This is a genomic window from Alphaproteobacteria bacterium (assembly GCA_002869105.1).
GTDB lineage: Bacteria > Pseudomonadota > Alphaproteobacteria > UBA7879 > UBA7879 > UBA7879.
Genome location: PKTP01000010.1, coordinates 113,107 through 134,039 on the forward strand (window position 1 = coordinate 113,107; position 20,933 = coordinate 134,039).

Below are 20,933 nucleotides of genomic sequence, written 5' to 3' on the forward strand. Positions count from 1 at the left end.
TTTAGAAGGTTAATAGACTTAAGGGCAATAAACAGTGTGGCATTGTGATCAATACTTTCACTTTCAGATTCGTTCTTCTTTTTTTTAGTGCTGTTGTATCCGCTGAGCACATTCAAACCGTCAAAATTGAAGAAATCCGTTGTGATCTTCCTCACAATAAAGACGCTGATGATTTTGCCAAAATTGAAATCATTGACTATCAAAAATGCCAAAAAGATTTTTCATACGCTCTCGATCGCTTTCTTTGGGGCTATCAAACCATTCAATCCTGTCCAACTCTTCAAAACAAGGCGGGCCAAAAACGCGCTGAATTAGGCAAAGTTGCCGACTGCCTAGCTGTTTACGATGCACCTTTTTTGAATAAAATCGTTTCGGAGCAATTGATGGCGGCTCGTAAGAGTCGTGACCAGAAATCCAAACGTTCTTCACACCAACGGTATCCCCATGTATCGCCCGCCAACACAGAACTTTATGCTCTTCTAGATCAGTATAGCCCTCTCTATCAAATTCTAGATGCGATCATTCGTTATCTTGAGAGCCCGACACCACACATTGCCCAAAAGCAAACGATTGTCCCCCTAAATTCAAATAAATCAATTTCCATTAATGTTGCAGAGCTCATCAAACAGTTTGAAGCACATGCTCAATCAGTTGAGCGGGGAGTTAACAAAAAAGAAAATTTAAAAATCCTCAAAGCACAAAAGATAGTGCTGTATCTGATTGACTCTCTTATTCCAAAAGTATCACCTCATCTTTACGTGTGTGCCTGTGGCGACAAACGATACATCATCAATGCCACCACCCTTAAAAAAAATCCCGAAAAATTCTTCGTGCTTTTCCCTCAAGTTTTAGAATTTATTGAATCCAATCAGTGCGCCTAAAATGAAAAAAAACGAAATTATAGCCTTCTGTCAAAAGCCGTTACGGGTGTTGATTTCAAGCCTTTAGCCCAGACAAAATTCAATAAGCATCCCCAAATCTTTGGCCCTCTTGCTCAAAAAACGTTGCAAGAACTAGATAAAATGACCGATGTTAACAGTCTCATGGTCGGGTTTTTTAAGGCTCTTGCACGCGGTCAAGAAACAGCCACCATCCCCAATGAAAAGTTTAACCATTCCCGCACACACCCCCAGCAAGGCGAAAAAAAGATTTTTGCCACCGCCCAGTACACCGTTGATACCCAAAAGCTTTTGACGCTGTTAACCTCTCTGCCCGTTCAAAAAATAAGTCCCTCAGATTTTACCAATTTCTTTCTCGAATCTATTCTCACCTCTCTTGATGCAAGCTATGCCCAAGAGCTGCCCAAAAACCTCCAAGAGGGCATCAAAAACTCCAGCAGATCTCTCGCTGAAACCAACCTTCTGGGGTGCAAGATCAAAGAAACAGGTGCAGACTTTCATGTTCTTTTTGACCCCAAAAAATGTACAAACCTCGTGTATGCTTTTTCACATCTCTACAGACTCTTCATTTTTGCCAAAGACTGTCAGACGAATAGTTCACAACCCATGACAAAAGCCCGGGAATGTTTAAAAACCGCAACAAAATCCTTTGAAAAGAATCCCACGTATCCGCCAGAACTCAAACAGCCCTTGGGGGAAATTTCACATCAAATGAACGTTGAGACAGCTCTTCGTTCTTTTTCAAAGGCGCTAGAAAATATCAACCCCAAAGGACAGTTTTCATCTCAGTTCTCCTCCCATAGCCCTGCCGGTCGCACCACCCTTCAAAACAGTTCCATGATCACCTTTTCGATCGCGGGTCTTGTCAAACATGTTCGCAACGCCATCAACCAAAAGCTCGCTGATGATGTTGCCCTCATGAAAAAATATCAAGCCCCCCGAACGCACAACCAAGCGCTGAAGGAACTTGATCAACAGCAGGCCTCTCAAGCACAAGCTTCTTTAACGTACATCTCGCAAAAAATTAAGAGCGGGCTCTCTGAGCGCATGGTCTGTCCATCCTCCCAGTCAGACATATATATAAACCGCTTTGCCTGCTCTCTGGGGGATATCGCTCTTCTCAACACCCTTTATGACATCGTTGCCTTTCAGCCAACGTGCAAGGAAGAACTCAACGTTCAAAAGTCAAAATTAGTGTCCAAATGCTTCACCTATTTTGAACAGGCAAACGAGAGCGGCTTTAAAAGTCTTTCTGCTGATCAAATGAAAACGTTGGCTCAAGCTCATTTTTCTCTCTTTAACTTTTTGAAAAGCTACACCAACGCTGTTAAAACGTTTTCAGAGTCCTTTAACGTTCCCATAGGTTTTCCTGAAGTTCAGGAAATAACGTTCACGGTTAAAGAGGTGAATGAGGCCATACGCAAAAGCCAGGCCCACAAAGCCACAGACCCCCATAATCAACGACGGGCTGGCGCCGTGTTCAACGCTCTTTATCAGTTGATCCTTCTTAAAAGATCAGACCTATACAATAAGAAGGCGCCGCCGGCTCCCAAAAAACGAAAAAAAATGGGGCGATTCTTTCCTAAGAAGAAACAACAATCAAAAGCAAAAAAAACCTGAACGGGGGCCTTCAGCCTTCTTTTTTTAACAGTGCTTGAATAGGTCTGTAGCTGCGTCGATGATACGCTGACACGCCATATTGATCGAGCGCCATCTGATGGGCCTTGGTGCCATAACCGGCATTTTTCACCCACCGATATTCCGGATGAAGCTTGTCTAATTCAGCCATATACCTATCCCGGCTTACCTTGGCTGCAATGGAAGCGGCGGCAATACTATAACTTTGTTGATCGCCTTTAATAATCGGCTGGACGCGGCAAGGCAGAACGGGGGTCATCGTGCCATCTACCAACGCCAGCTCAGCCTCTAAAGCAAGCGCTGCAAAGGCACGTTCCATGGCTTTCAAAGCAGCCCCTCGAATATTTAACTGATCAATCTCTGCCAGAGAAGCAGAGGCGACAGCAACCTGAACACCAACAGCGGGATAGCCATCCAACAGATCCTGTCGTTTTTGAGGAGTTAACTTTTTCGAATCATGAATGTGCTGCAGGAAATGAGCTGGAACCGTCTCTGGAACGTAAGCTGCGGCCGCAAAAACATCCCCGGCCCAACAGCCCATCCCCGCTTCATCAAGACCAACAACTAGCCCCTCAACGTGGTTTTCAAACCCAAAAGAGGGACGGTGGCCGTTTTCAATCATACGATCACCCGTTACTTGCTGATCATTTTTTAAAGTATTGATGAAGAGTTGTAATTTGTGTGCGAATCCATTGTACTTCCGGGCGATTATATAACCTCAAAGAATTCTTTAAGCGTCTTTTGAGATTTTTTTGGATAAGCACCCAATTTACAAAGCCGCTGCGCCCCCAGCATCCAGATGGGGCTTAACAACAACGATAACACTGTCAAACAAATCACCAAATCGCCTTCCGCTTTACTCAACAGGTTTTGATCCAGACCAATGGTTGCCAGCACGAATGAAAATTCTCCAATCTGCGCCAGCACCAAACTACTTAGCAACGCTGTTTCAAGTGGCTGGCCAAAATACTTCAAAAATAGGGTGTTCAAAACGGTTTTAACAACGAAGATCATCGAGAGCAAAATAACAACCTTTAACCAATTGTGGGCCATGTACTCAAGATCAAGCAACATCCCAACCGAAAGGAAAAAGGTCATTAATAAAATGCTTTGTGTTGGATGCGTTGCTTTGATAATGGCATGTCGATCGGCGGTGTTTCCCAAAATCAACCCCGCCACAAACGCCCCATAAGCAGCTGATACCTCTAAAAACCCACTCAATGCTGCAGCTAAAAAGCAAAACGCCAAGCCCATTAAAGGATACAATTCTTTTCGTTGGCCAACGGCGTCTAAAAAAGGAATCCGAACGCGCTCTTTTTTTGAGAGGTAAAGAATAATCACAACCAAGCCGCCGATGGCACAGACAATTTTAAAGATCGTTAGCAGAGAGAATCCTTGAGCATTACCAAAGCTTTTGAGAATCAACGTCATCGGCACAAAGGCAAGGTCTTGCGCAATCAGAATACCGATTGTCAACTTACCCGCCGTTGATTTCAGCTCGCCAATATTTTCCAGTGTTGCCACCGAAACAGCCGTACTACTAAGGGCAGTGATAAACCCAATCAAAAGGGTTGTTCCCACCGAGAAATTAAAAATAAAAGCGGCGCCTGTCATCATAACCAGCGCACTGGTCACCTGCAAGGCCACACAACCCAAAGCAATATGCCAAATTTCACGGAAGGTTCGAAGGTTCATCTCAAGGCCCAAGATGAACAGAAGCAGTAAAACGCCTAATTCAGCCATGAATCCGATCAGTTCTCTGTTTTCAATCAGTGAGAGCCCCGACGGTCCTAAGATAAGTCCTGCGATTACATAGCCCAAAACAGCCGGCTGACGGAGCCTTGTAAACAAAAATCCACTGATTAAAGCAACAAAGGCAACAAGAGCAATTTCAGTTAAGTTTCCAGCGCTATGCATTTTCTAAAGTTTTTTCCGTATCATAGTAAAAGGGATCCACAACCACAAGTAAATATGTTTAGAACCTCTGTAGCCAAAGAAGAGGCTAAGGTTTTTAAGGTTTTGACTCTTGATTTTCGATCACGTGTGCCAGTCTTTGACCTATGTCAGAGATCATATCTCTGTTATCTCCTTCAACCATGATGCGAATCAAAGGTTCTGTCCCAGACTTACGCACCAGGATGCGTCCTTGATCGCCAAGATTTTTCTCCTCAAGCTTCAAGGCGTCTTGGAAAGGCGCAGACGATAAAAGCGCAGCGGCATCTCTCACCCGAATGTTTGTAAGGATTTGGGGAATCGCTGTAAAGGGGTGGCCAACGACACTGGCAGGCTGTTTTTTTCGACACATGATTGCCAAAAACTGCAAGGCACTGATTATGCCATCCCCCGTCGTGGCATAATCTGATAAAACGATATGGCCCGACTGTTCTCCCCCCAGGTTATAGCCCTTCTTACGCATGGTTTCGAGCACATATCGATCGCCAACGTTGGTTCGTTCTAACTGAATGCCCGCTTTTTGTAGATATCTCTCTAGCCCCAAATTTGACATCACCGTTGCAACAACCGTTGGTTTGGCAAGCTTGCCCATTTCTTGCCAATATGTTGCGATGCGGCCCAAAATCGCATCCCCATTGATGGTTTGTCCCATTTCATCCACAATGATAACGCGATCCCCATCACCATCCAGGGCAATACCAATATCAGCCTGCTCCTCTAAAACCCGGGCCTGAAGGGTTTCTGTTGCTGTCGCGCCGCAATTGACATTAATGTTCATCCCATCTGGGTCAACACCGATCGGAATGATTTCAGCCCCCAATTCCCACAAAACCTGGGGGGCAATCTTATAGGTGGCACCATTAGCACAATCAAGAACGATTTTAAATCCTTCCAACCGTTGGCCGCGGGGGAAGGTATTCTTGGCATATTCAACATAACGCCCTTGGGCATCTTGCAGGCGTTTTGCTTTGGCCAGGGCCGGGGCATCGACAAGATGATCATCCAAGGACTGTTGATAAAGCGTTTCAATCTCAAGTTCTTTAGCATCACACAACTTAAAGCCATCGCTGTTGAAAAACTTAAGGCCGTTATCCTCGGGCGGATTATGGGAGGCAGAAATCATCACCCCCAAATCAGCGCGTAACGACCGGATAAACATGGAAACAGCGGGGGTTGGCACCGGGCCAAGATACGTCACACGCATCCCCGCTGACAAAAATCCAGAAGCCAATGCTGATTCAACCATATAGCTTGAAAGCCGGGTATCCTTTCCAATCACAACCGTTGGCTGCATCGATCCTTTTTGACGGCACACAAGCGCAGCTGCCTGCGCAATTTTAACCAGAGCAGCCGGTGTTAGTTTGCCCTGATTGGCCCGTCCTCGGATGCCATCTGTTCCAAAAAATTGCCGTTTTGTTTTTTCCACGTTAAGCCTTTGGTTTGGAGTCAGATCTTGGCTTTTTTTCTTTTTTAGCATCCGCCTCTGCTAAGCCATCAATAGAGGAGGTTCTTTTTTGACGCGGTTTTGTTGTGAGGGGCTCGCGGTGAAGAGTGCCCTCGGTCAAAAGTGTTTTGATTTCATCAGCCATCAACGTTTCGTATTCAATCAATTTTTCGGCAAACAAGTGCAATTTATCGATGTGCTTTTCCAGAATTTCTCGGGCGCGCTCATATCCCCGGGCAACAAATTTTCGTACTTCCGCGTTGATCAAAGCCGCTGTTTCTTGTGATACATTCTGGATGCTGGTTTGATCAAACATCCCGCGGTCTGAATAATTCAACGGGCCAAGGGCGTCACTCATCCCAAACTCCACAACCATGGCATGGGCAATCGAGGTTGCCTGGCGAAAATCAGATTGCGCACCTGTCGTGACTTTTTCTTTACCAAAGATCAATTCTTCGGCAACACGTCCACCCATGGACAAGGCGATATGCGCTTCTAAATCAGCTTTTGTATCGGGGTGGCGTTCATTGTCCGGCAGCGTTTCCACAAACCCGCCCACACCACTGGTCCGGGGGATAATGGTTGCTCTATTAATAGTTCCTTTAACCGGTAAGAAGAAGCCAACCAACGCATGACCTCCTTCATGGTAGGCAACCAATTTCTTTTCTTCATCGGACATCGCTTTTGATTTTTTCTCTGGCCCCATCGCAACCTTATCGCGTGCGGCATCTAATTCAGTCATGCCAACCACACGGCGTCCCCGGCGCGCAGCCAATAGCGCTGCTTCGTTTACAATATTCGCCAGATCGGCTCCAGAAAATCCCGGCGTTCCGCGTGCCAATGTCAAAGTATTAACATCATCACCGGCCGGTACTTTTTCAAGGTGTACATTCAAAATCGCTTCTCGCCCCTCGATGTCTGGCAAGCCAACAGTCACTTGTCGATCAAATCGGCCAGGCCTTAAAAGTGCTTTATCAAGGACATCCGCCCGGTTGGTCGCAGCAATGACAATCACGCCTTCGTTATCGTTGAATCCATCCATTTCAACCAACAGCTGGTTTAGCGTCTGCTCGCGCTCATCATGGCCACCGCTAAAGCCGCCACTACCTCTTTGACGCCCCACAGCATCAATCTCATCGATAAAAATAATGCACGGGGCGCTTTTCTTCGCCTGCTCAAACATACTTCGCACCCGGCTGGCACCAACACCAACAAACATTTCAATAAAGTCAGATCCTGAAATGGAAAAGAACGGTACCTTGGCTTCTCCCGCAATCGCACGGGCCAGAAGTGTTTTCCCGGTTCCAGGGGGACCCACCATCAAAACACCCTTGGGAATTTTCCCGCCAAGACGCTCAAACTTGGGAGGATCTTTCAAAAACTCAATAATTTCCTCAACCTCTTCTTTGGCCTCTTCCGCGCCAGCCACATCCTTAAAGGTCGCTCTTTTTTTCCTCTCATTCATCAACTTCGCTTTTGAACGACCAAACCCCATTCCTTTGGCGCCGCCTTGCATTTGAGAAAAGGCATAAATCAAAAACCCGATAAAAATAACAGTGGGCAAATAGCTCAACAGAATTTGCCATACGGAAGTGCTTTCTTGTTGTAGCGGCTCTGCTTTGACTTGTACGCCTTTATCGGCCAAAGCCGTTCCCACTTCTGAGTTGTAGGGGATACGTGTACTAAAGGGCTGCCCATCCGATGTTGTGCCGGTCACAACATTGCCGCGCATTAACACGTCGCGAACACGCTGGGCATCAACCATTTTCTTAAAGTCTGTATAGCTGATATCTGTTTTTTTTGCGGGTATATTATAGCTTTCCATCGCCACAAGCCCCAGAAAAAGTGAAGCCAGAAGAAGAAGGAAGTAGATAAAATTGCGATTATTTTTCATGTCTTTAAACCTTTAAATTTGGTCATGCCCAAATACGTTATACTAAAGAGCTGTGGGTTAAAATTCAAGTGAGGAACGGAGACGATGCCAGTTTTTTTATAAATCACCGGCAGTGTAGAAATTACCTTATCAGATGCCTTCAAAAAGTCAAGATCAAAACCCGTAATTCCATTTATTTTTAAGTATTGAATAGGAGAAACATAATACTCATTTTTATCCATATTATTTTTTATTTTAATGCTAAAGCGATGGTCCCAGATCATGGAGGGAGACGTTAGTTTCATCACCGGCGGAATCTGTGCATATTCACGATAAAACCATACTTTTTTGAAGCAATGCAGGTCCACCAAACACCCCTGGAGGGTATGGCACGTCTGTCGTCCAGACAGAATCATCTGCTGTAAACGCGCCAGTCTCTTCAGGCGCATAGGTTGGGCATTGCCGGAAACGCTCTGCAAAATATCCGTTAAAACCCTCAGTTGGATCTCCGCTGGATAACTTTCAAAAGCTGCTCGATCAAGGCAAGCATAGCCAAGCTCCTGCATCTTTGTACTTTCCTGCAGGGCCTTGTTCCGATAATGATCCATCGCCTCTTCAGCCCGTCTTATTTTCATCAAGGCCGTTGCAAAATCATGCTTTTCTTCTGGTTTAATCAGGCCGTCTAAAACCTTTCGCCAGCGCACGCGGGTGTAATGCCAATCCTCATTACTGGGATCGATAATTGGCGCCAAGGATACTGCAGTGCAAAGCGCTTCTAGTACCGATTTTTCAACAGTCAAAAAAGGTCTGACACAGGTGACATCCCCCCTTTTTTGCAGCAGGGACATCCCGCGCAATCCCGTCAGACCTGATCCTCGGAACAGCCGCATGAAGACCGTTTCGATTTGATCATCCAAATGATGGCCTAAAAAAAGGTAACGGGCCTGATGCTGACGGCAATACTCTGTCAGCAAGGCATAGCGAGCCTGGCGTGCTTTTTCCTGAAGGCCAGTTTTCAGGGGCGAATGGTGCCATTGAAGGATATCGCACGTTAATCCCATCTCTTGAAGCAGTTTTTGCAAATCCAAAACCTGCGCCGAAGATTCGGGTCTCAAGGCATGGTCAACATGAACCAATCGAACCGTCAGGCTGCGGGCTTTTGCCCAAGCAAAAATCAGAAAAGAAAGAATCAGGCTATCCGGCCCTCCTGAAACAGCCACAACAACCGTTTGGGTCTCAAAAGGAATCAGCTTATTAAACGTCGGGATCACCCTCTGACATAAGTTCTGAAAGAGCGGGTTGCTTAAAAGGTGAGTAAGTTTATGCACCACACTTTAATTTTTTCTCCTCTTTTTCGGCAATATGCTTATGCGTTGCGCTCAGAGGAATTTTTGAATTTCTTAATTTTTCATAGGTTTTACAAGCTTCGGTTTTTCTATCCAGAGCCCCGAGACTCATTGCTAATTTCAAAAGGATATCATTCACCTTGTGGGAAGATTCATTCACTTTATACCCTTTCAAGAACGTCTTAGCCGCCTCAACATAATTCTTTTCTATGAAGTATGTTTCGCCCAGCCAATAATAGGCAGAGGGCGCCAAGGTGTGATTGGGATAGGTTTCAACAAAAGTCTGTAAATCGAGGCGCGCTTGCTTATAGTTTCCCTGGGCAATTAAAGAGCTTATTTTTTGATACTGCTGCTCGGCCTCACTTATTTCAGGCTTTGAGGGAGCCTCTTGGCTGGCGGCCACCTCCGCTGTTTTACCTTTGGGGTCGGGTGTAACCTGATTGGCCGCAACCACTTTCTTTTCTTGCTCTTGAGTTTCAGCCGCAGGCTTTTGTTCACCTGTAGTGGCCTCTCCCTTTTTCTCAAGCATCTCGGGGGTTGGTTTTTTTACCGCGTCCTTTTCTTTTGACTCTTTTTCTTCAACAGCCGAAACCATCTCTTTTTTTAAAGGCGCCGCCTGTTCTGGCTTTTCCATGGGATTTTTTTGGGCCTCCTGGGGCTTCTCTGCCTCCAGAGGCTTTTTAGCATCCACACCAGGTGCCTCCATTTTCTTTTGATGGTGCTCAAGCTTTTGAACAAGATCCGCTATTTTTTGATGGAGCCTATCGATTTGATGTTGAATTTCCTCCAACTTGCCATACTGATGAACGCTCATTTCATGAATATTTTCAAGCTTACTTAACTTGAGCGTCTCCATCCCTGACGCTGTCGTTGGCGCTGAGGCACTGTAAGTAACCGAATTCTTATTTTTGCTAACAGGGTAATATATTTGCGGCTCAGGATCAGCAGCAAGCAGGGAGGCTCCTAAGCAAGCCAAAAATAGAAGAGAACATCGTTTCATGAGAGACCTAATTTTTCTGATTACCATACCGCCGGCACTGGGAAATTGACAAGGATAATTTGTCATTAAAGTGATGGACTTTCTTCAATCCGCGGCCTCCTTAATCTTCTTTAATCCCGGCCACGTGGCTGTACCGTTTGGCCCTGGATTTTTGACGCGGACTCAAAAAATAGGCCGCTCACGGCGACCCATCTTCACAATCTCAAACGTTTTGAGGTTTTTTATTTATCACCACATTCAATGCGCGTGGTGCTCACCCGGTTCAAAGCCCATGCCATTGGCGTTGATCCCAGAACAACTGGTTTATCTTTACCATAGCTCAGTGTTTGAATGCGGTTGGCATCAACCCCTAAAGCCACAAGGTAATCTTTTGCGGCATTGGCGCGGCGCTCACCCAGGGCCAAGTTGTATTCCCGTGTGCCGCGTTCGTCACACCGTCCTTCAACCACAATCTTTTTCTCAGGATGGGCTTTCAGCCAAGCGGCTTGATCTTTCAGAACTTTTTGTGCATGGCTATCAACCTTGTAGGCATCATATCCAAAGTAAACACTATCACCTGATTCAAAGGCCGAGTCTTCCGTGCTCGCAACCGGTTTGCCATTAACAAAAACGGCGTCATCCTTGGCGTCATTAACATGTTCAACATCGTCTATCATCATTTTTCCGCATTCTTTACCACAGTCACAAGCGGAAAGAAGAAGCAAGGCGATGGCTGCAAAAGAAGTTTTCAATACAGTATTCATCATAAAAGGATCCCCCTAAAATTTTTAACTTAATTTAATAGTAAAAGTATTTTTCATCTATGTAAACATAGATTCTCTATTGTTAACAATAAAAGTGTCTCTGTCAAAGATCCCGATGAAAGACTTTTATGCTTTAATGCAGTAAAAGTGGTGGCTGCCAATAACAGCAACTGTCTTTTGGCCAGCAGCCCATTTGGGCTTAACCTGTTTGGTGTGATAGTGGCTAGCACCGCGGGCTTTAGAGTTTGATCCCGCTAAAGCTGCTTCCATCGCGCGCCATGCAAGCTTATACCCTTTGCTCTGTTTGTTTAATCGAAGCATTTTTTGCCGGTTCGGATCTTTAGGGTTCCAGCAGGAAAATTGTTTTTTGGCCTTGATAACCTTTTCGGCAGAGCAGCCAATGGCCCGCATCCGTGTTAAAACCACCTCAGCAATGGCCACCATCCCATTAAAGGACTGATCCCGGGCTTCTCCCCATATTGTGCGGGTGATTAAGTCTTTTTCGGCATCGTTCAATAAAACGGGAAGTTCTGTTGGTACACCCAATTTTGCTACGGAGCCAGAGTGAGGGCGCAAAACATATCCCGCAGCCTCATAAGGATTGGCATCGTCTCTTGCTTTGATATCAGTAACCATTGCCAAACAGGACACCAAAAAGAAGGCTGTCATTGCTGGAATCACCAATCGAAGATTAAGCATTTTTATGTCAATAATAATGTTCATCGTTGATATGGTGTCTTTTTCTCTAAATTCAAGTTGTCTAATACAAAGCTTGTTTTACACGATTGGGTCATGGGTGTCAGAATTTTCTTCTGCGCGCACCTCTAAAACTTCAGGAATGTAATGCCGAAGCATGTTTTCAATGCCATTTTTAAGGGTAACCGTTGAACTTGGGCACCCCGAGCAGGCGCCTTTAAGGCGTAGATAAACAACTCCTTTTTCATAGCGCACAAAAATAATATCGCCCCCATCCACAGCAACGGCCGGTCGAATCCGGGTATCCAACATGTCTCGAATCTGAGTAACGATTTCCTGCTCTGTTTCGGAGTAAGCGGAATCGTCTCCAGAAGAACCCTCCGTCTCCATATGTAAGAACGCTGAATCAATGGCTGGCAAACCAGAACTAAAATGGTCCATCAAACTTCCAAGAACCATTGGCTTTAAGACATCCCAAGATTCACTGTCTTTTTTGGTAACAGAGACAAAATCTGTCCCAATCAAAATCCCGTCAACACCAGCCAACTTAAACAACCTTTGGGCCAACGGCGAAGGCTGTGCTTCCTGTTCCGTTTTAAATTCATACACGTGCCCCATTGTTAAGGATTCACCTGGAACAAACTTTAATACATTGGGGTTGGGCGTTTCTTCTATCTGAATAAACATCTGTTTTTTTGAGTTTTTAGCAACTTAGCAGAATGTGAAAAAAAAACAATATTTGAAAAAAAAGAAATAATTTATTATAATATCAGTAGTATTTATCTTTTTTAAATTTATCATTAAAAAATAAATTACGCAACTTCTAAGTCTAGGGCTATGTGTTTTAAAAATTCTCATCAAGAAATTCTAAATCTTTTTTCCCTGATTCACTACGAATCTTTAACGGGTAAAGATTTAAAAAAAGTTTTTAGTGAGGCTTTGGGCACTTTAAATGATATCCTCAATATGCAGTATAGCTTCCTTGCGGTATATGATGCCAAGAAAGATCTGTACTCAACCTACGCCATCGGAACGCCGCGGGATCAAGTCATCTCTATTCCCGATTCTTTCAAAATCAAGGATAATAAATCTCCAGACTCTCTTACGTCCACGTCCTCTTTTGATTTTCTCAATCCCAAAAATTGTGTCGCTGAAGATCATTCTTTCTTAAACCTCTTTCCCCCAAAGAGATCGTTCCTTTACCCCATTTTTTATGGCGCACTCAAACTTGGATTTCTTTGCTTCATCGCTGATTCAAGTAAAAAACCCATCCACGCTGCCAAAGACCTTATCAAAGAATCCTCTGTTCTTTTTGGGAACCTGATTCACACCCAAAACGTTGAAGAACGACTTGTCGACAACATGCGGATTATCCAAGAAAATAAAGCATTTTTAGAAAAATTTTTCCAAGATTTACCGTCTCCTGTTGCCATTATTGATCAAAACCAAAAGTTTCTCAAAGTAAGCCAAGCTTGGCGTACTTATTTTGGCCCCACCCAAAAGAACTCAACTCTAGAAAATTATTTTTCACCTGATATCTCGCAAAAATTGAAACAAATGATTGCATCTGGATTCATCGGGTCTTTGCCAAATCATAAGGAGATAACTTTTTCCCTGCACAATGAACAAAAAACCCTCGACTTTTTTTGCACCCCTTGGTTAGAGGTAACCCAAGAAGTCAGGGGCTATGTTTTTTTCTGTCATGACGTCACAACAGAACATATCCTGAAAAAAAAACTCAACCAAACCATTCAAGAACTGCAAGAAACCAACCATCAACTTGATTCTTTTGCGGCGATTTGTGCCCATGACCTCAGAGAACCGCTCAGAACCATTTCGAATTATAGCCAAGTTCTTGGTTTGGAACCCATTGATTCTACCGAGAGAGAAGAGATTATCTCTAAAATTACCGAAAGTTGCATGAATATGGGTGCGCTGATTCATTCGATCCTAAAATACAGTAAAATGGGCCAACGAAGTGTAAAATTAGAGCGCATTTTTCTCGCAGATTTAGGGGAAGATCTACAAAAAGAAATGCGGGCGCTACTGACAGAAAAGAATGCTTTTTTGGACGTCATCGACAAAACAAAGTACCCCTTCCAGGCAGATTATATCCAAATCAAGCAACTGTTTTCAAATCTGATTATCAACGCCATTAACTACAATACCTCAAAACAGCCCCGCGTTAAAATCACGCTTGAAGATCAACCATCTCATTGGGTCTTTCTTGTGGAAGATAACGCTCTCGGCTTTAGCGCTGATGATGGAAAAAAAGTGAATCAAATTCTTAAATCACAAGGCCATCCGCCCTCATACTCAAGTGGCCTTGGTTTTTTAATTATTAACAAAATCATTAAAAATCATGGGGGAGAAGCCTGCCTCAAGAAGACTTCCGCCAAAGGCAGTATTTTTGAAATAAAGCTGTATAAAAAAATCTAAGACAGTCTAGAGATCGTAGTAGGGGCCTTTGTATCTTTTCAATAAGATAAACAGCACCAAGCCAGCAAAAATCATAACGATGGACGGCAGAAGAAGCATACCGGTTTTTTCAACCAATACTTTCATCACAAGGGGGCTCACGCCAGCTCCTAACCCCATACCTGTGGAAAAACTAAAAGCCACCCCACTAAAACGGTCTTGGGTTGGGAAAAGGCGCTGAATAAAGGCATGCTCTGGTCCAGCAATACTAGCCACGCATAGCCCCATTAATACTTGGGCCAACCCAATCATCCACGGATTTAAAGTTTGTAATAAAAAGAAGATAGGAACGGCAAGACCCATGGCTAAACAACAGGCAATCATCATCATGAGCTTGTAGCCAATTTTATCCATGATATAGCCCCACGTTGGAGAGCCAAAAATAAAGACAATAATCCCAATGTTGGTATAAAGCAGCGTGTCGTGCTTAGCCATCCCCAAGTTTTGCAAGTATAAATTGATAAACTTGTAAAGCGTATATGACAGAGTTCCATTTAAAAACCCAATTGCAATCGAAAGCCGAACACTCTTAGAATGTTTTTTCAAAGCGACTAAAAGCGGCGATCTTCCTGATTTTTCTTCTGAATCGTCGTCCCCTTCTTCCTCTTGCAGGGCTTGGTAAGCGGGCGATTCTTCGACAAAAAGGCGAATATAAAGACCCACCAAACTGACCAGAGCCCCAATGATAAAGGCAATTCGCCAAGACCAATCTGGCATGGCATCGTTGGTAACCAACACACCAACCCCCACTGCGCCAAGCGCGCCAATAACACTGGCCCCGGTGATCAATCCGCCAGCAAAACCAGGCAAATTTTTCCCCACGTGTTCCAAGGTAAAGATAGCCGATCCATTGTATTCACCACCGGTACACAAACCTTGAATCAGTCTTGAAATAAATAAAATAATCGTGGCGGTAATGCCCAAGGTTTCATAACCCGGCATCACCCCGATGATAAAGGTTGGAATCCCCATACAGGAGACGGTCAGGATCAGCGAGAATTTTCGGCCATACTTATCTCCAATATACCCAAATAATGTTGCTCCAAAGGGCCGGGACAAATACGCAACAATAAACGTGAGCCATCCAGATTGGAAATCGCTAATGACACCAGGGGGGAAAAAGACATGGCCGATGCTCTCAGAAAAAACCGCAAAGAGCATGAAGTCGTAAAACTCAAGGGCTGTTCCAATGATACTGGCAAAAATAACTCTCGATTTTCCCATATGCGGTGAGACTTCCTCTCATAAAATAAAGTTTTATTTCAAGCGACTCTTGTCTTTTGAGCGCTATAAGTCGGGCCATGTTAGCTTTTAAAAAACTTTTTGACAAGTTTTTGAGGAATACTACAGGGAAAACAAGTCTTTGTTTGCCTTTTTTACCCTTAATTCCTGTTTAAAATCATCGTTTCAAGGCGCTCTTAAGGAAACCATGTTTTATTTTTGTTTTAAAAACATAAAGGGTGTGATATTAGGAAAACTGTTTAGTTTAATGGTAAAGGTTTTTTGCTTAACGGCACGAAGCCCTTCTATAAAATTTGAACGTACCTTTTCGGTATCAAGAAAATTTGTAGACATCAAACTAATTAATTAAAGACGATCGAAGGAGAAGAACATCGCACATCAAGGTACAGTAAAATGGTTTAACGCAACCAAAGGGTATGGTTTCATTACCCCTGAAAGCGGAGAAAAAGACGTATTTGTTCACATCAGCGCTGTTGAAAATGCAGGGTTGAGAGATCTTAAAGAAGGTCAAAAGCTTTCATTTGATTTACAAGCAGAAAAAAACAAAACATCTGCTGTGAACTTACAGATTCAAAACTAAAACGAGTTACATCGTTTTTCATTAACAACAAGGAGATATGTTTTATATCTCCTTTTTTTATGCTGGGCTCCCCTATCATAAAAACCTCTCTCTTTTTCTGGCAAAAGAAGGAAGATTTTTGTATCTTTAAAAGGATACACTTAACAAATTAAACATCAAAATCCATGCGCGAAATTGCTCTCGATACCGAAACCACCGGCCTAAGTCCTGAAACAGGGCACCGTATTGTTGAAATTGGCTGTGTTGAGCTCATTAATCATATTCCCACTGGCAAGACCTACCAACAATACATCAACCCCGAGAGGGCTATGCCAACAGAGGCCTTTGCTGTCCATGGTCTCTCAGAAAAATTCCTCGCTGACTTTCCAAAGTTTTTTGATGTTCATCAAGAGTTCCTTGATTTTATTGCCGATTCACCCTTGGTGATTCACAACGCGTCTTTTGATATGAAGTTTCTGCATTATGAGATTCAACAAGCCGGCGGCACCCGGATTGCCAATAAAATTGTTGATACACTCGAGATGGCCCGTCAGGCGTTTCCCGGCTCGCCTGCCTCTCTGGATGCCCTCTGTAAGCGCTATAAAATTAACAACACCCATCGGATCAAACACGGCGCTTTACTCGACTCCGAGATTTTAGCAGAAGTCTATCTTGAACTGATCGGCGGGCGGCAAATTGATTTGTTTGTTCATTGTGATCAAGAGACTGGGGCAAAGCCTCATCAAAAATATGGCCACTTCCCCCCCTCGGTCAAAGATTTCCCCAAACGGTCTTTTGATGTCACACCAGCAGAGATTTCCCGCCATCAGGCCTATTTAGAGGAATTCATCAATGCATCTTTGTGGAAGGAAAGTTTCTAAAAGGATGGTGGGCGTAACTGGGATTGAACCAGTGACCCCTACGATGTCAACGTAGTGCTCTACCGCTGAGCTATACGCCCCACTCATTCTCCCTTGATATACTGGTCCAAGGCCCAGCCTGTCAAGATAAAGGTCCATCCATCAAGAACAAACCCGATCCATGGCGCTGTTCAATTTAACTCTTTATTCATGTCTGAGTTCGCGATATCTTTAAAAGATATTCACGATTTTAAGAAAAACATGTTTAAAAATATCGTTATCTTTGGAACCGGTGGCGCCATTGGCAGCGCTGTTCTGGATCATCTTGTCTCAAAGTATCCTGGAGCCCATATCCATGCCTGTTCGTCGCAGCCGTTCCTCGGTGATCATCATCCCCAAATAACATTTCATCTCATCACCTATGAGGATGAACAGACCTTGGCCGACGCCGCTCAAAAAAGTCAAAATTCTGGACCAATTGATTTAATCTTTGTTGCCACCGGCCTGCTTCATCAGGGCGCTCTCATGCCTGAAAAATCCCTAAAGGAGATAACAGCAGATAACTTCATCACTTTGTACAAAGCAAACACGATTATACCAGCCCTGATAGCCAAGCATTTCTTGCCCCATCTCACCCGTGATGGTCGTGGTGTTTATGCCGTTCTCTCAGCGCGGGTGGGGAGTATCTCAGATAATCAATGGGGGGGCTGGTATGCCTATCGATGTGCCAAAGCCGCCCTTAATATGTTGGTTAAAAATCTTAGCATTGAGATGGCACGTCGATATCCAGATGCTGTGATCCTTGGCTTGCATCCAGGAACGGTTGACAGTGCCTTATCAGCACCCTTTCAAAAACAAGTGCCCGCCGATCAGCTTTTTACGCCAAAGTTTGCTGCTGAAAAACTCATATCCATTCTCGAAACCATTCAACCCGTAGACACTGGCAAATGTTTTGCGTGGGACGGACAGGAGATAAAACCATGACCTCCTCTACATGCCAAATCCCCGTTGATGAAGTCATTGCCATGGCCTGGTGTGATAAAACATCATTTGATGATATCCAAGAGGTTGCCGGGCTCTCGGAAAAAGAGGTGATCATTTTAATGCGTCAAAATTTGAAACCGAGTAGTTTTCGATTATGGCGAAAACGCGTGACCAATCGCCCAATGAAGCATCGATCCCTCGTCAAACAACCCACCCGAGATCGATGAATATTGTCTGGTTTAAACGAGATCTAAGACTTCATGATCATGCAGCCCTCAGTCAAGCTGCAACCTCTGGACCGATCTTACCTCTCTATATTCTCGAGCCTGATTTATGGCAGCAGCCCGATCTCAGCCACCGTCATTATGTGTTTTTGCTTGAATGCCTCAAAGAATTAGAGGCCAGCCTCAATACACTTGGTGCTAAACTTGTGATTAAAATCGGCGATGCCGTGGAGATCCTTAACCAACTCCATCAAAACATATCTTTCTCCTCTCTTTTTTCACATCAAGAAACTTGGAATTACTGGACCTATCAACGTGATCAGCGTGTTTTAAAATGGGCACAATCAAAGGGGATTATCTGGGTTGAACCACGCCAGCACGGTGTTTTCAGACGATTAAAAGACAGATCCCAATGGGGATGGCGCTGGTATCAAGAGATGAGAAAGCCGATTTTACCACTCCCGACAACAATTGATTTTATCCCTCATCATCACTGTGACGGCTTACCTCACAGTCAAGAACTTGGTCTCATAGAAGGGTCCTGCTCCCAACACCAAATGGGAGGAAGAAGCCAAGCTCTAAAATTGCTAGACTCTTTTTTAACCAGCCGCGGCAAAGACTATAGCAAGGAAATGTCTTCTCCTGTTACCGCTTTTGAAAGCTGTTCTCGGCTCTCTCCACATTTTTCTTTTGGTACAATTTCTATTCGTGAGGCCTTTCAAGCAGCTGAAAAACACTCACTTGACCTCAAAAACCATCTCCATGACTTCTCCTCTTCTTCTTGGCCCAGTGCCATGCGCTCCTTTCTTAGCCGACTCAGGTGGCATTGTCATTTCATTCAAAAGCTGGAAGATAATCCTAAAATTGAATTTAAATCCATTCATTCAGCCTATGCCCATGTCCGGCCAGAATTACCCGATTCAGAGCTCTTTGATGCCTGGAAGCAAGGGCGCACAGGCTTTCCAATGGTTGACGCTTGCATGCGTGCCCTCATTAAAACGGGATGGATTAATTTTCGCATGCGCGCAATGCTGGTCAGTTTTGCCAGTTATCATTTATGGCTTCCTTGGCAACCAACGGCGATATATCTAGCTCAATTATTCATTGATTACGAACCGGGTATTCATTATTGCCAAATCCAAATGCAATCTGGAACAACAGGTATCAACGCTCTGCGTATTTACAATCCGATTATACAAAGTATAGACCAAGATCCAAAGGGGGTGTTTATCAAAGCATGGATCCCAGAGCTTGCTCATGTATCGGAAGCGTTAATTCACACACCTTGGAAGCAGCCATTGCTTATGAACGGTTATCCCCTGCCAATTATTGATGAAAAAACAGCGCGTAAAAAAGCGGCTGATAGCCTCTATAGTCTGCGTAAAAATCCAGAACATCAATCTCTCTCTGCTGAAATTCTTAACAAACACGTTGGGCATAGACGGGTCTCAAATAAATCTTCTAGCCCCATAAAAAAATAAAACGATGACCAAAAAAGAACACTTACCTGAAAAAATCTGTCTTGTTTGTCACCGTCCATTTAAATGGCGCAAAAAGTGGCAAAAGATTTGGGATAATGTTAAATACTGCTCCGAGCGCTGCCGCAGAACTCGTCGCACAAAGCTCTTTATTGAAGAAACATCACCGTGATTTTGCTGAAATAGACTTTAAAAAATAGAAAAATCAACGATAATCCTCATCATTTTTATAAATGATGAGGACGTCGCTAAAGATCACCACACGGGTTATTTTTTGGAAGACTTAGCTTTTTTACGCTCTGCTTTTGCCATCGTTCTAAGACCTTCAAAAGTTTCTGCACTTAAGCTTAACCTTTGCTGAGGATCTGATGAAGATTGTTGAAGCATTTGGGTAAGCCGCTCCATTTCAGGATCTGTCTCCTCATCTTGTTCTGCGGATGATCCTTCTGAGCCCTCCAAAATTCTTTGGGCAATTTTTTCCTCTAGCCGAGGGGTTAAAAAATGGCTAAGAGCTTCTAAAAGCAGTTTGTTAGTATGTATTTCAATCGGGGTGACGCCTGCATCATACTTTTTCGATCCTGCTTGACTTGCTTCGCCAACCCTATCATTGATCGTCTGGTAAATATCCCGCGTCTGTAGCCTTATATCATGAAAGATCTCGATATAGTTGGCTGTACTTTCTTCTATTTGATTGCCAACTATATCGAGATTTTTCATGATACACATCAATATTACGGGGTTGAGACAAAAATAAATCAAAGGCTTCTTGTGTGCTTGGATCAAAAGCAATTGATAGCTCTTTAATAAAACCAGATAAAATTCCTTGATCTTCTCCTAAAAATCCGAAAACTAGAGACCTTTTTCCATGATGGGATTGATCATGCTTAGTTTTTAGAGATTGCCGGTTGTTTTGTTCATTCATCTTATGTTCTTTATGAAGCAAAGCATACAAACCATATAAACCTATAATGGATGATGGATTTTCTTCAAGAGCAGGTTTTACTTTTTTAGCAATCCCCATGTAGCACTTAAAATCTTCTAAACACCCAGATCCTAACGTTAATAAAATTTGGGGATCAAGTTTGGCCCACTCATCTTTAAGTGTATATTTTTCAGATCGTCCGTGAGATTTCAAAAAATCAACCATAGCTGTAATTTTTTCTTGGACTTCTTTCCTATGCCCCCCCTTTTTTTCTCAGCAATCTCATTAAACATTCGTGAAAGTTCGAGGTTTTGCGTTGCAATTTCTTTTGCTTGTGTCTGAATGTTTGTTAAGGATGTGTTAATATCTTCATAATTGGAGAAAAAATCTGGATCAACAGCTTGCAGACTTGATGCCATGACCATTCCGATAATAAATTTTCTGTATTTATAAATTAATTTCATTTTTTTTAATTTTTGTTCTATTTACAAGTAATAATTAGAACATAAAAAATCAATAAGGATGTTTGATAAAAATACTTATCCCTCTCCAAAACTTCTGTGGCCCTTAAGTTTAAGCCGTAGAACTCGTCGC

At 43.6% G+C, this 20,933-nt stretch carries 22 protein-coding genes and 1 tRNA gene; 9 read left to right on the forward strand and 14 right to left on the reverse strand.

All coding sequences use genetic code 11. The features are described from left to right. Positions 1-44 precede the first annotated feature (44 nt). Positions 45-881, forward strand: coding sequence for a hypothetical protein (locus tag C0582_05385; protein ID PLX29310.1), 837 nt, complete (start codon positions 45-47; stop codon positions 879-881). 141 nt (positions 882-1,022) lie between these two features. After that, positions 1,023-2,519, forward strand: coding sequence for a hypothetical protein (locus tag C0582_05390; protein PLX29311.1), 1,497 nt, complete (start codon positions 1,023-1,025; stop codon positions 2,517-2,519). A gap of 10 nt (positions 2,520-2,529) precedes the next feature. On the opposite strand, the gene C0582_05395 is transcribed toward C0582_05390, so the two are convergent. The 9 genes from C0582_05395 to C0582_05435 all read right to left on the reverse strand — a co-directional run bounded on the left by C0582_05395 (position 2,530) and on the right by C0582_05435 (position 12,279). Continuing rightward, a complete protein-coding gene (locus C0582_05395) occupies positions 2,530-3,159 on the reverse strand; it encodes a ribonuclease HII (protein PLX29312.1) in 630 nt (209 codons plus the stop codon). A gap of 86 nt (positions 3,160-3,245) precedes the next feature. Next, positions 3,246-4,454: a cation/H(+) antiporter gene (locus tag C0582_05400; protein ID PLX29313.1), complete on the reverse strand. Its 1,209-nt coding sequence runs from the start codon at positions 4,452-4,454 to the stop codon at positions 3,246-3,248. 94 nt (positions 4,455-4,548) lie between these two features. Further along, on the reverse strand, positions 4,549-5,967 hold the full coding sequence (locus C0582_05405) for a phosphoglucosamine mutase (protein PLX29314.1): 1,419 nt from the start codon (positions 5,965-5,967) through the stop codon (positions 4,549-4,551). Further along, positions 5,918-7,828, reverse strand: a complete 1,911-nt coding sequence (locus tag C0582_05410; protein PLX29315.1) for a cell division protein FtsH — start codon at positions 7,826-7,828, stop codon at positions 5,918-5,920. Before C0582_05410 ends, C0582_05405 begins: the two co-directional genes overlap by 50 nt. After that, a complete protein-coding gene (gene tilS, locus C0582_05415) occupies positions 7,825-9,138 on the reverse strand; it encodes a tRNA lysidine(34) synthetase TilS (GenBank protein ID PLX29316.1) in 1,314 nt (437 codons plus the stop codon). The genes C0582_05410 and tilS overlap by 4 nt, the downstream gene beginning before the upstream one ends. After that, the gene (gene ygbF / locus C0582_05420) at positions 9,128-10,219 is read right to left on the reverse strand and encodes a tol-pal system protein YbgF (protein ID PLX29317.1); all 1,092 of its coding nucleotides are present in this window, start codon (positions 10,217-10,219) and stop codon (positions 9,128-9,130) included. Before ygbF ends, tilS begins: the two co-directional genes overlap by 11 nt. Positions 10,220-10,374: 155 nt before the next feature. Next, a complete protein-coding gene (gene pal / locus C0582_05425) occupies positions 10,375-10,899 on the reverse strand; it encodes a peptidoglycan-associated lipoprotein (GenBank protein ID PLX29318.1) in 525 nt (174 codons plus the stop codon). Between the two features lie 123 nt (positions 10,900-11,022). Next, positions 11,023-11,619: a hypothetical protein gene (locus tag C0582_05430; protein PLX29319.1), complete on the reverse strand. Its 597-nt coding sequence runs from the start codon at positions 11,617-11,619 to the stop codon at positions 11,023-11,025. Positions 11,620-11,673: 54 nt separating this feature from the next. Next, the gene (locus C0582_05435; GenBank protein PLX29320.1) at positions 11,674-12,279 is read right to left on the reverse strand and encodes a NifU family protein; all 606 of its coding nucleotides are present in this window, start codon (positions 12,277-12,279) and stop codon (positions 11,674-11,676) included. Positions 12,280-12,429: 150 nt separating this feature from the next. On the opposite strand from C0582_05435, the gene C0582_05440 reads away from it, so the two are divergent. After that, the gene (locus C0582_05440) at positions 12,430-14,031 is read left to right on the forward strand and encodes a hypothetical protein (protein PLX29321.1); all 1,602 of its coding nucleotides are present in this window, start codon (positions 12,430-12,432) and stop codon (positions 14,029-14,031) included. Between the two features lie 6 nt (positions 14,032-14,037). Here the strand turns inward: C0582_05440 and C0582_05445 are convergent, their stop codons facing one another. Further along, positions 14,038-15,294 carry a hypothetical protein gene (locus tag C0582_05445; protein ID PLX29322.1) on the reverse strand — a complete coding sequence of 419 codons (1,257 nt, stop codon included), beginning with the start codon at positions 15,292-15,294 and terminating at the stop codon, positions 14,038-14,040. Positions 15,295-15,682: 388 nt separating this feature from the next. Here C0582_05445 and C0582_05450 point away from each other — a divergent pair, with 388 nt between their 5' ends. Continuing rightward, positions 15,683-15,892: a cold-shock protein gene (locus C0582_05450; protein PLX29323.1), complete on the forward strand. Its 210-nt coding sequence runs from the start codon at positions 15,683-15,685 to the stop codon at positions 15,890-15,892. Positions 15,893-16,056: 164 nt separating this feature from the next. After that, positions 16,057-16,752: a DNA polymerase III subunit epsilon gene (locus C0582_05455; protein PLX29324.1), complete on the forward strand. Its 696-nt coding sequence runs from the start codon at positions 16,057-16,059 to the stop codon at positions 16,750-16,752. A gap of 5 nt (positions 16,753-16,757) precedes the next feature. On the opposite strand, the gene C0582_05460 is transcribed toward C0582_05455, so the two are convergent. After that, a tRNA-Val gene (locus C0582_05460) sits at positions 16,758-16,832 on the reverse strand. Between the two features lie 160 nt (positions 16,833-16,992). Between C0582_05460 and C0582_05465 the strand changes: the two genes are divergently transcribed. The 4 genes from C0582_05465 to C0582_05480 are packed head-to-tail and all read left to right on the forward strand — an operon-like array spanning position 16,993 to position 19,589. After that, a complete protein-coding gene (locus C0582_05465) occupies positions 16,993-17,715 on the forward strand; it encodes a short-chain dehydrogenase (protein PLX29425.1) in 723 nt (240 codons plus the stop codon). Continuing rightward, positions 17,679-17,942, forward strand: coding sequence for a TIGR03643 family protein (locus tag C0582_05470; GenBank protein PLX29325.1), 264 nt, complete (start codon positions 17,679-17,681; stop codon positions 17,940-17,942). Before C0582_05465 ends, C0582_05470 begins: the two co-directional genes overlap by 37 nt. Further along, positions 17,870-19,420 (forward strand): deoxyribodipyrimidine photolyase, encoded by a 1,551-nt coding sequence (locus tag C0582_05475; GenBank protein ID PLX29326.1) that lies wholly within the window; start codon positions 17,870-17,872, stop codon positions 19,418-19,420. Before C0582_05470 ends, C0582_05475 begins: the two co-directional genes overlap by 73 nt. Before the next feature lie 4 nt (positions 19,421-19,424). Continuing rightward, positions 19,425-19,589, forward strand: a complete 165-nt coding sequence (locus C0582_05480; protein PLX29327.1) for a DUF2256 domain-containing protein — start codon at positions 19,425-19,427, stop codon at positions 19,587-19,589. 95 nt (positions 19,590-19,684) lie between these two features. Here C0582_05480 and C0582_05485 read toward each other — a convergent pair whose 3' ends face one another. From C0582_05485 to C0582_05495, 3 genes are read right to left on the reverse strand one after another with little or no spacing between them, the layout of a single operon-like run. Then, positions 19,685-20,134 (reverse strand): hypothetical protein, encoded by a 450-nt coding sequence (locus tag C0582_05485; GenBank protein ID PLX29328.1) that lies wholly within the window; start codon positions 20,132-20,134, stop codon positions 19,685-19,687. Beyond that, positions 20,064-20,564 carry a hypothetical protein gene (locus tag C0582_05490; GenBank protein ID PLX29329.1) on the reverse strand — a complete coding sequence of 167 codons (501 nt, stop codon included), beginning with the start codon at positions 20,562-20,564 and terminating at the stop codon, positions 20,064-20,066. The genes C0582_05485 and C0582_05490 overlap by 71 nt, the downstream gene beginning before the upstream one ends. Further along, positions 20,549-20,803: a hypothetical protein gene (locus C0582_05495; protein ID PLX29330.1), complete on the reverse strand. Its 255-nt coding sequence runs from the start codon at positions 20,801-20,803 to the stop codon at positions 20,549-20,551. The genes C0582_05490 and C0582_05495 overlap by 16 nt, the downstream gene beginning before the upstream one ends. Positions 20,804-20,933: the final 130 nt, after the last annotated feature.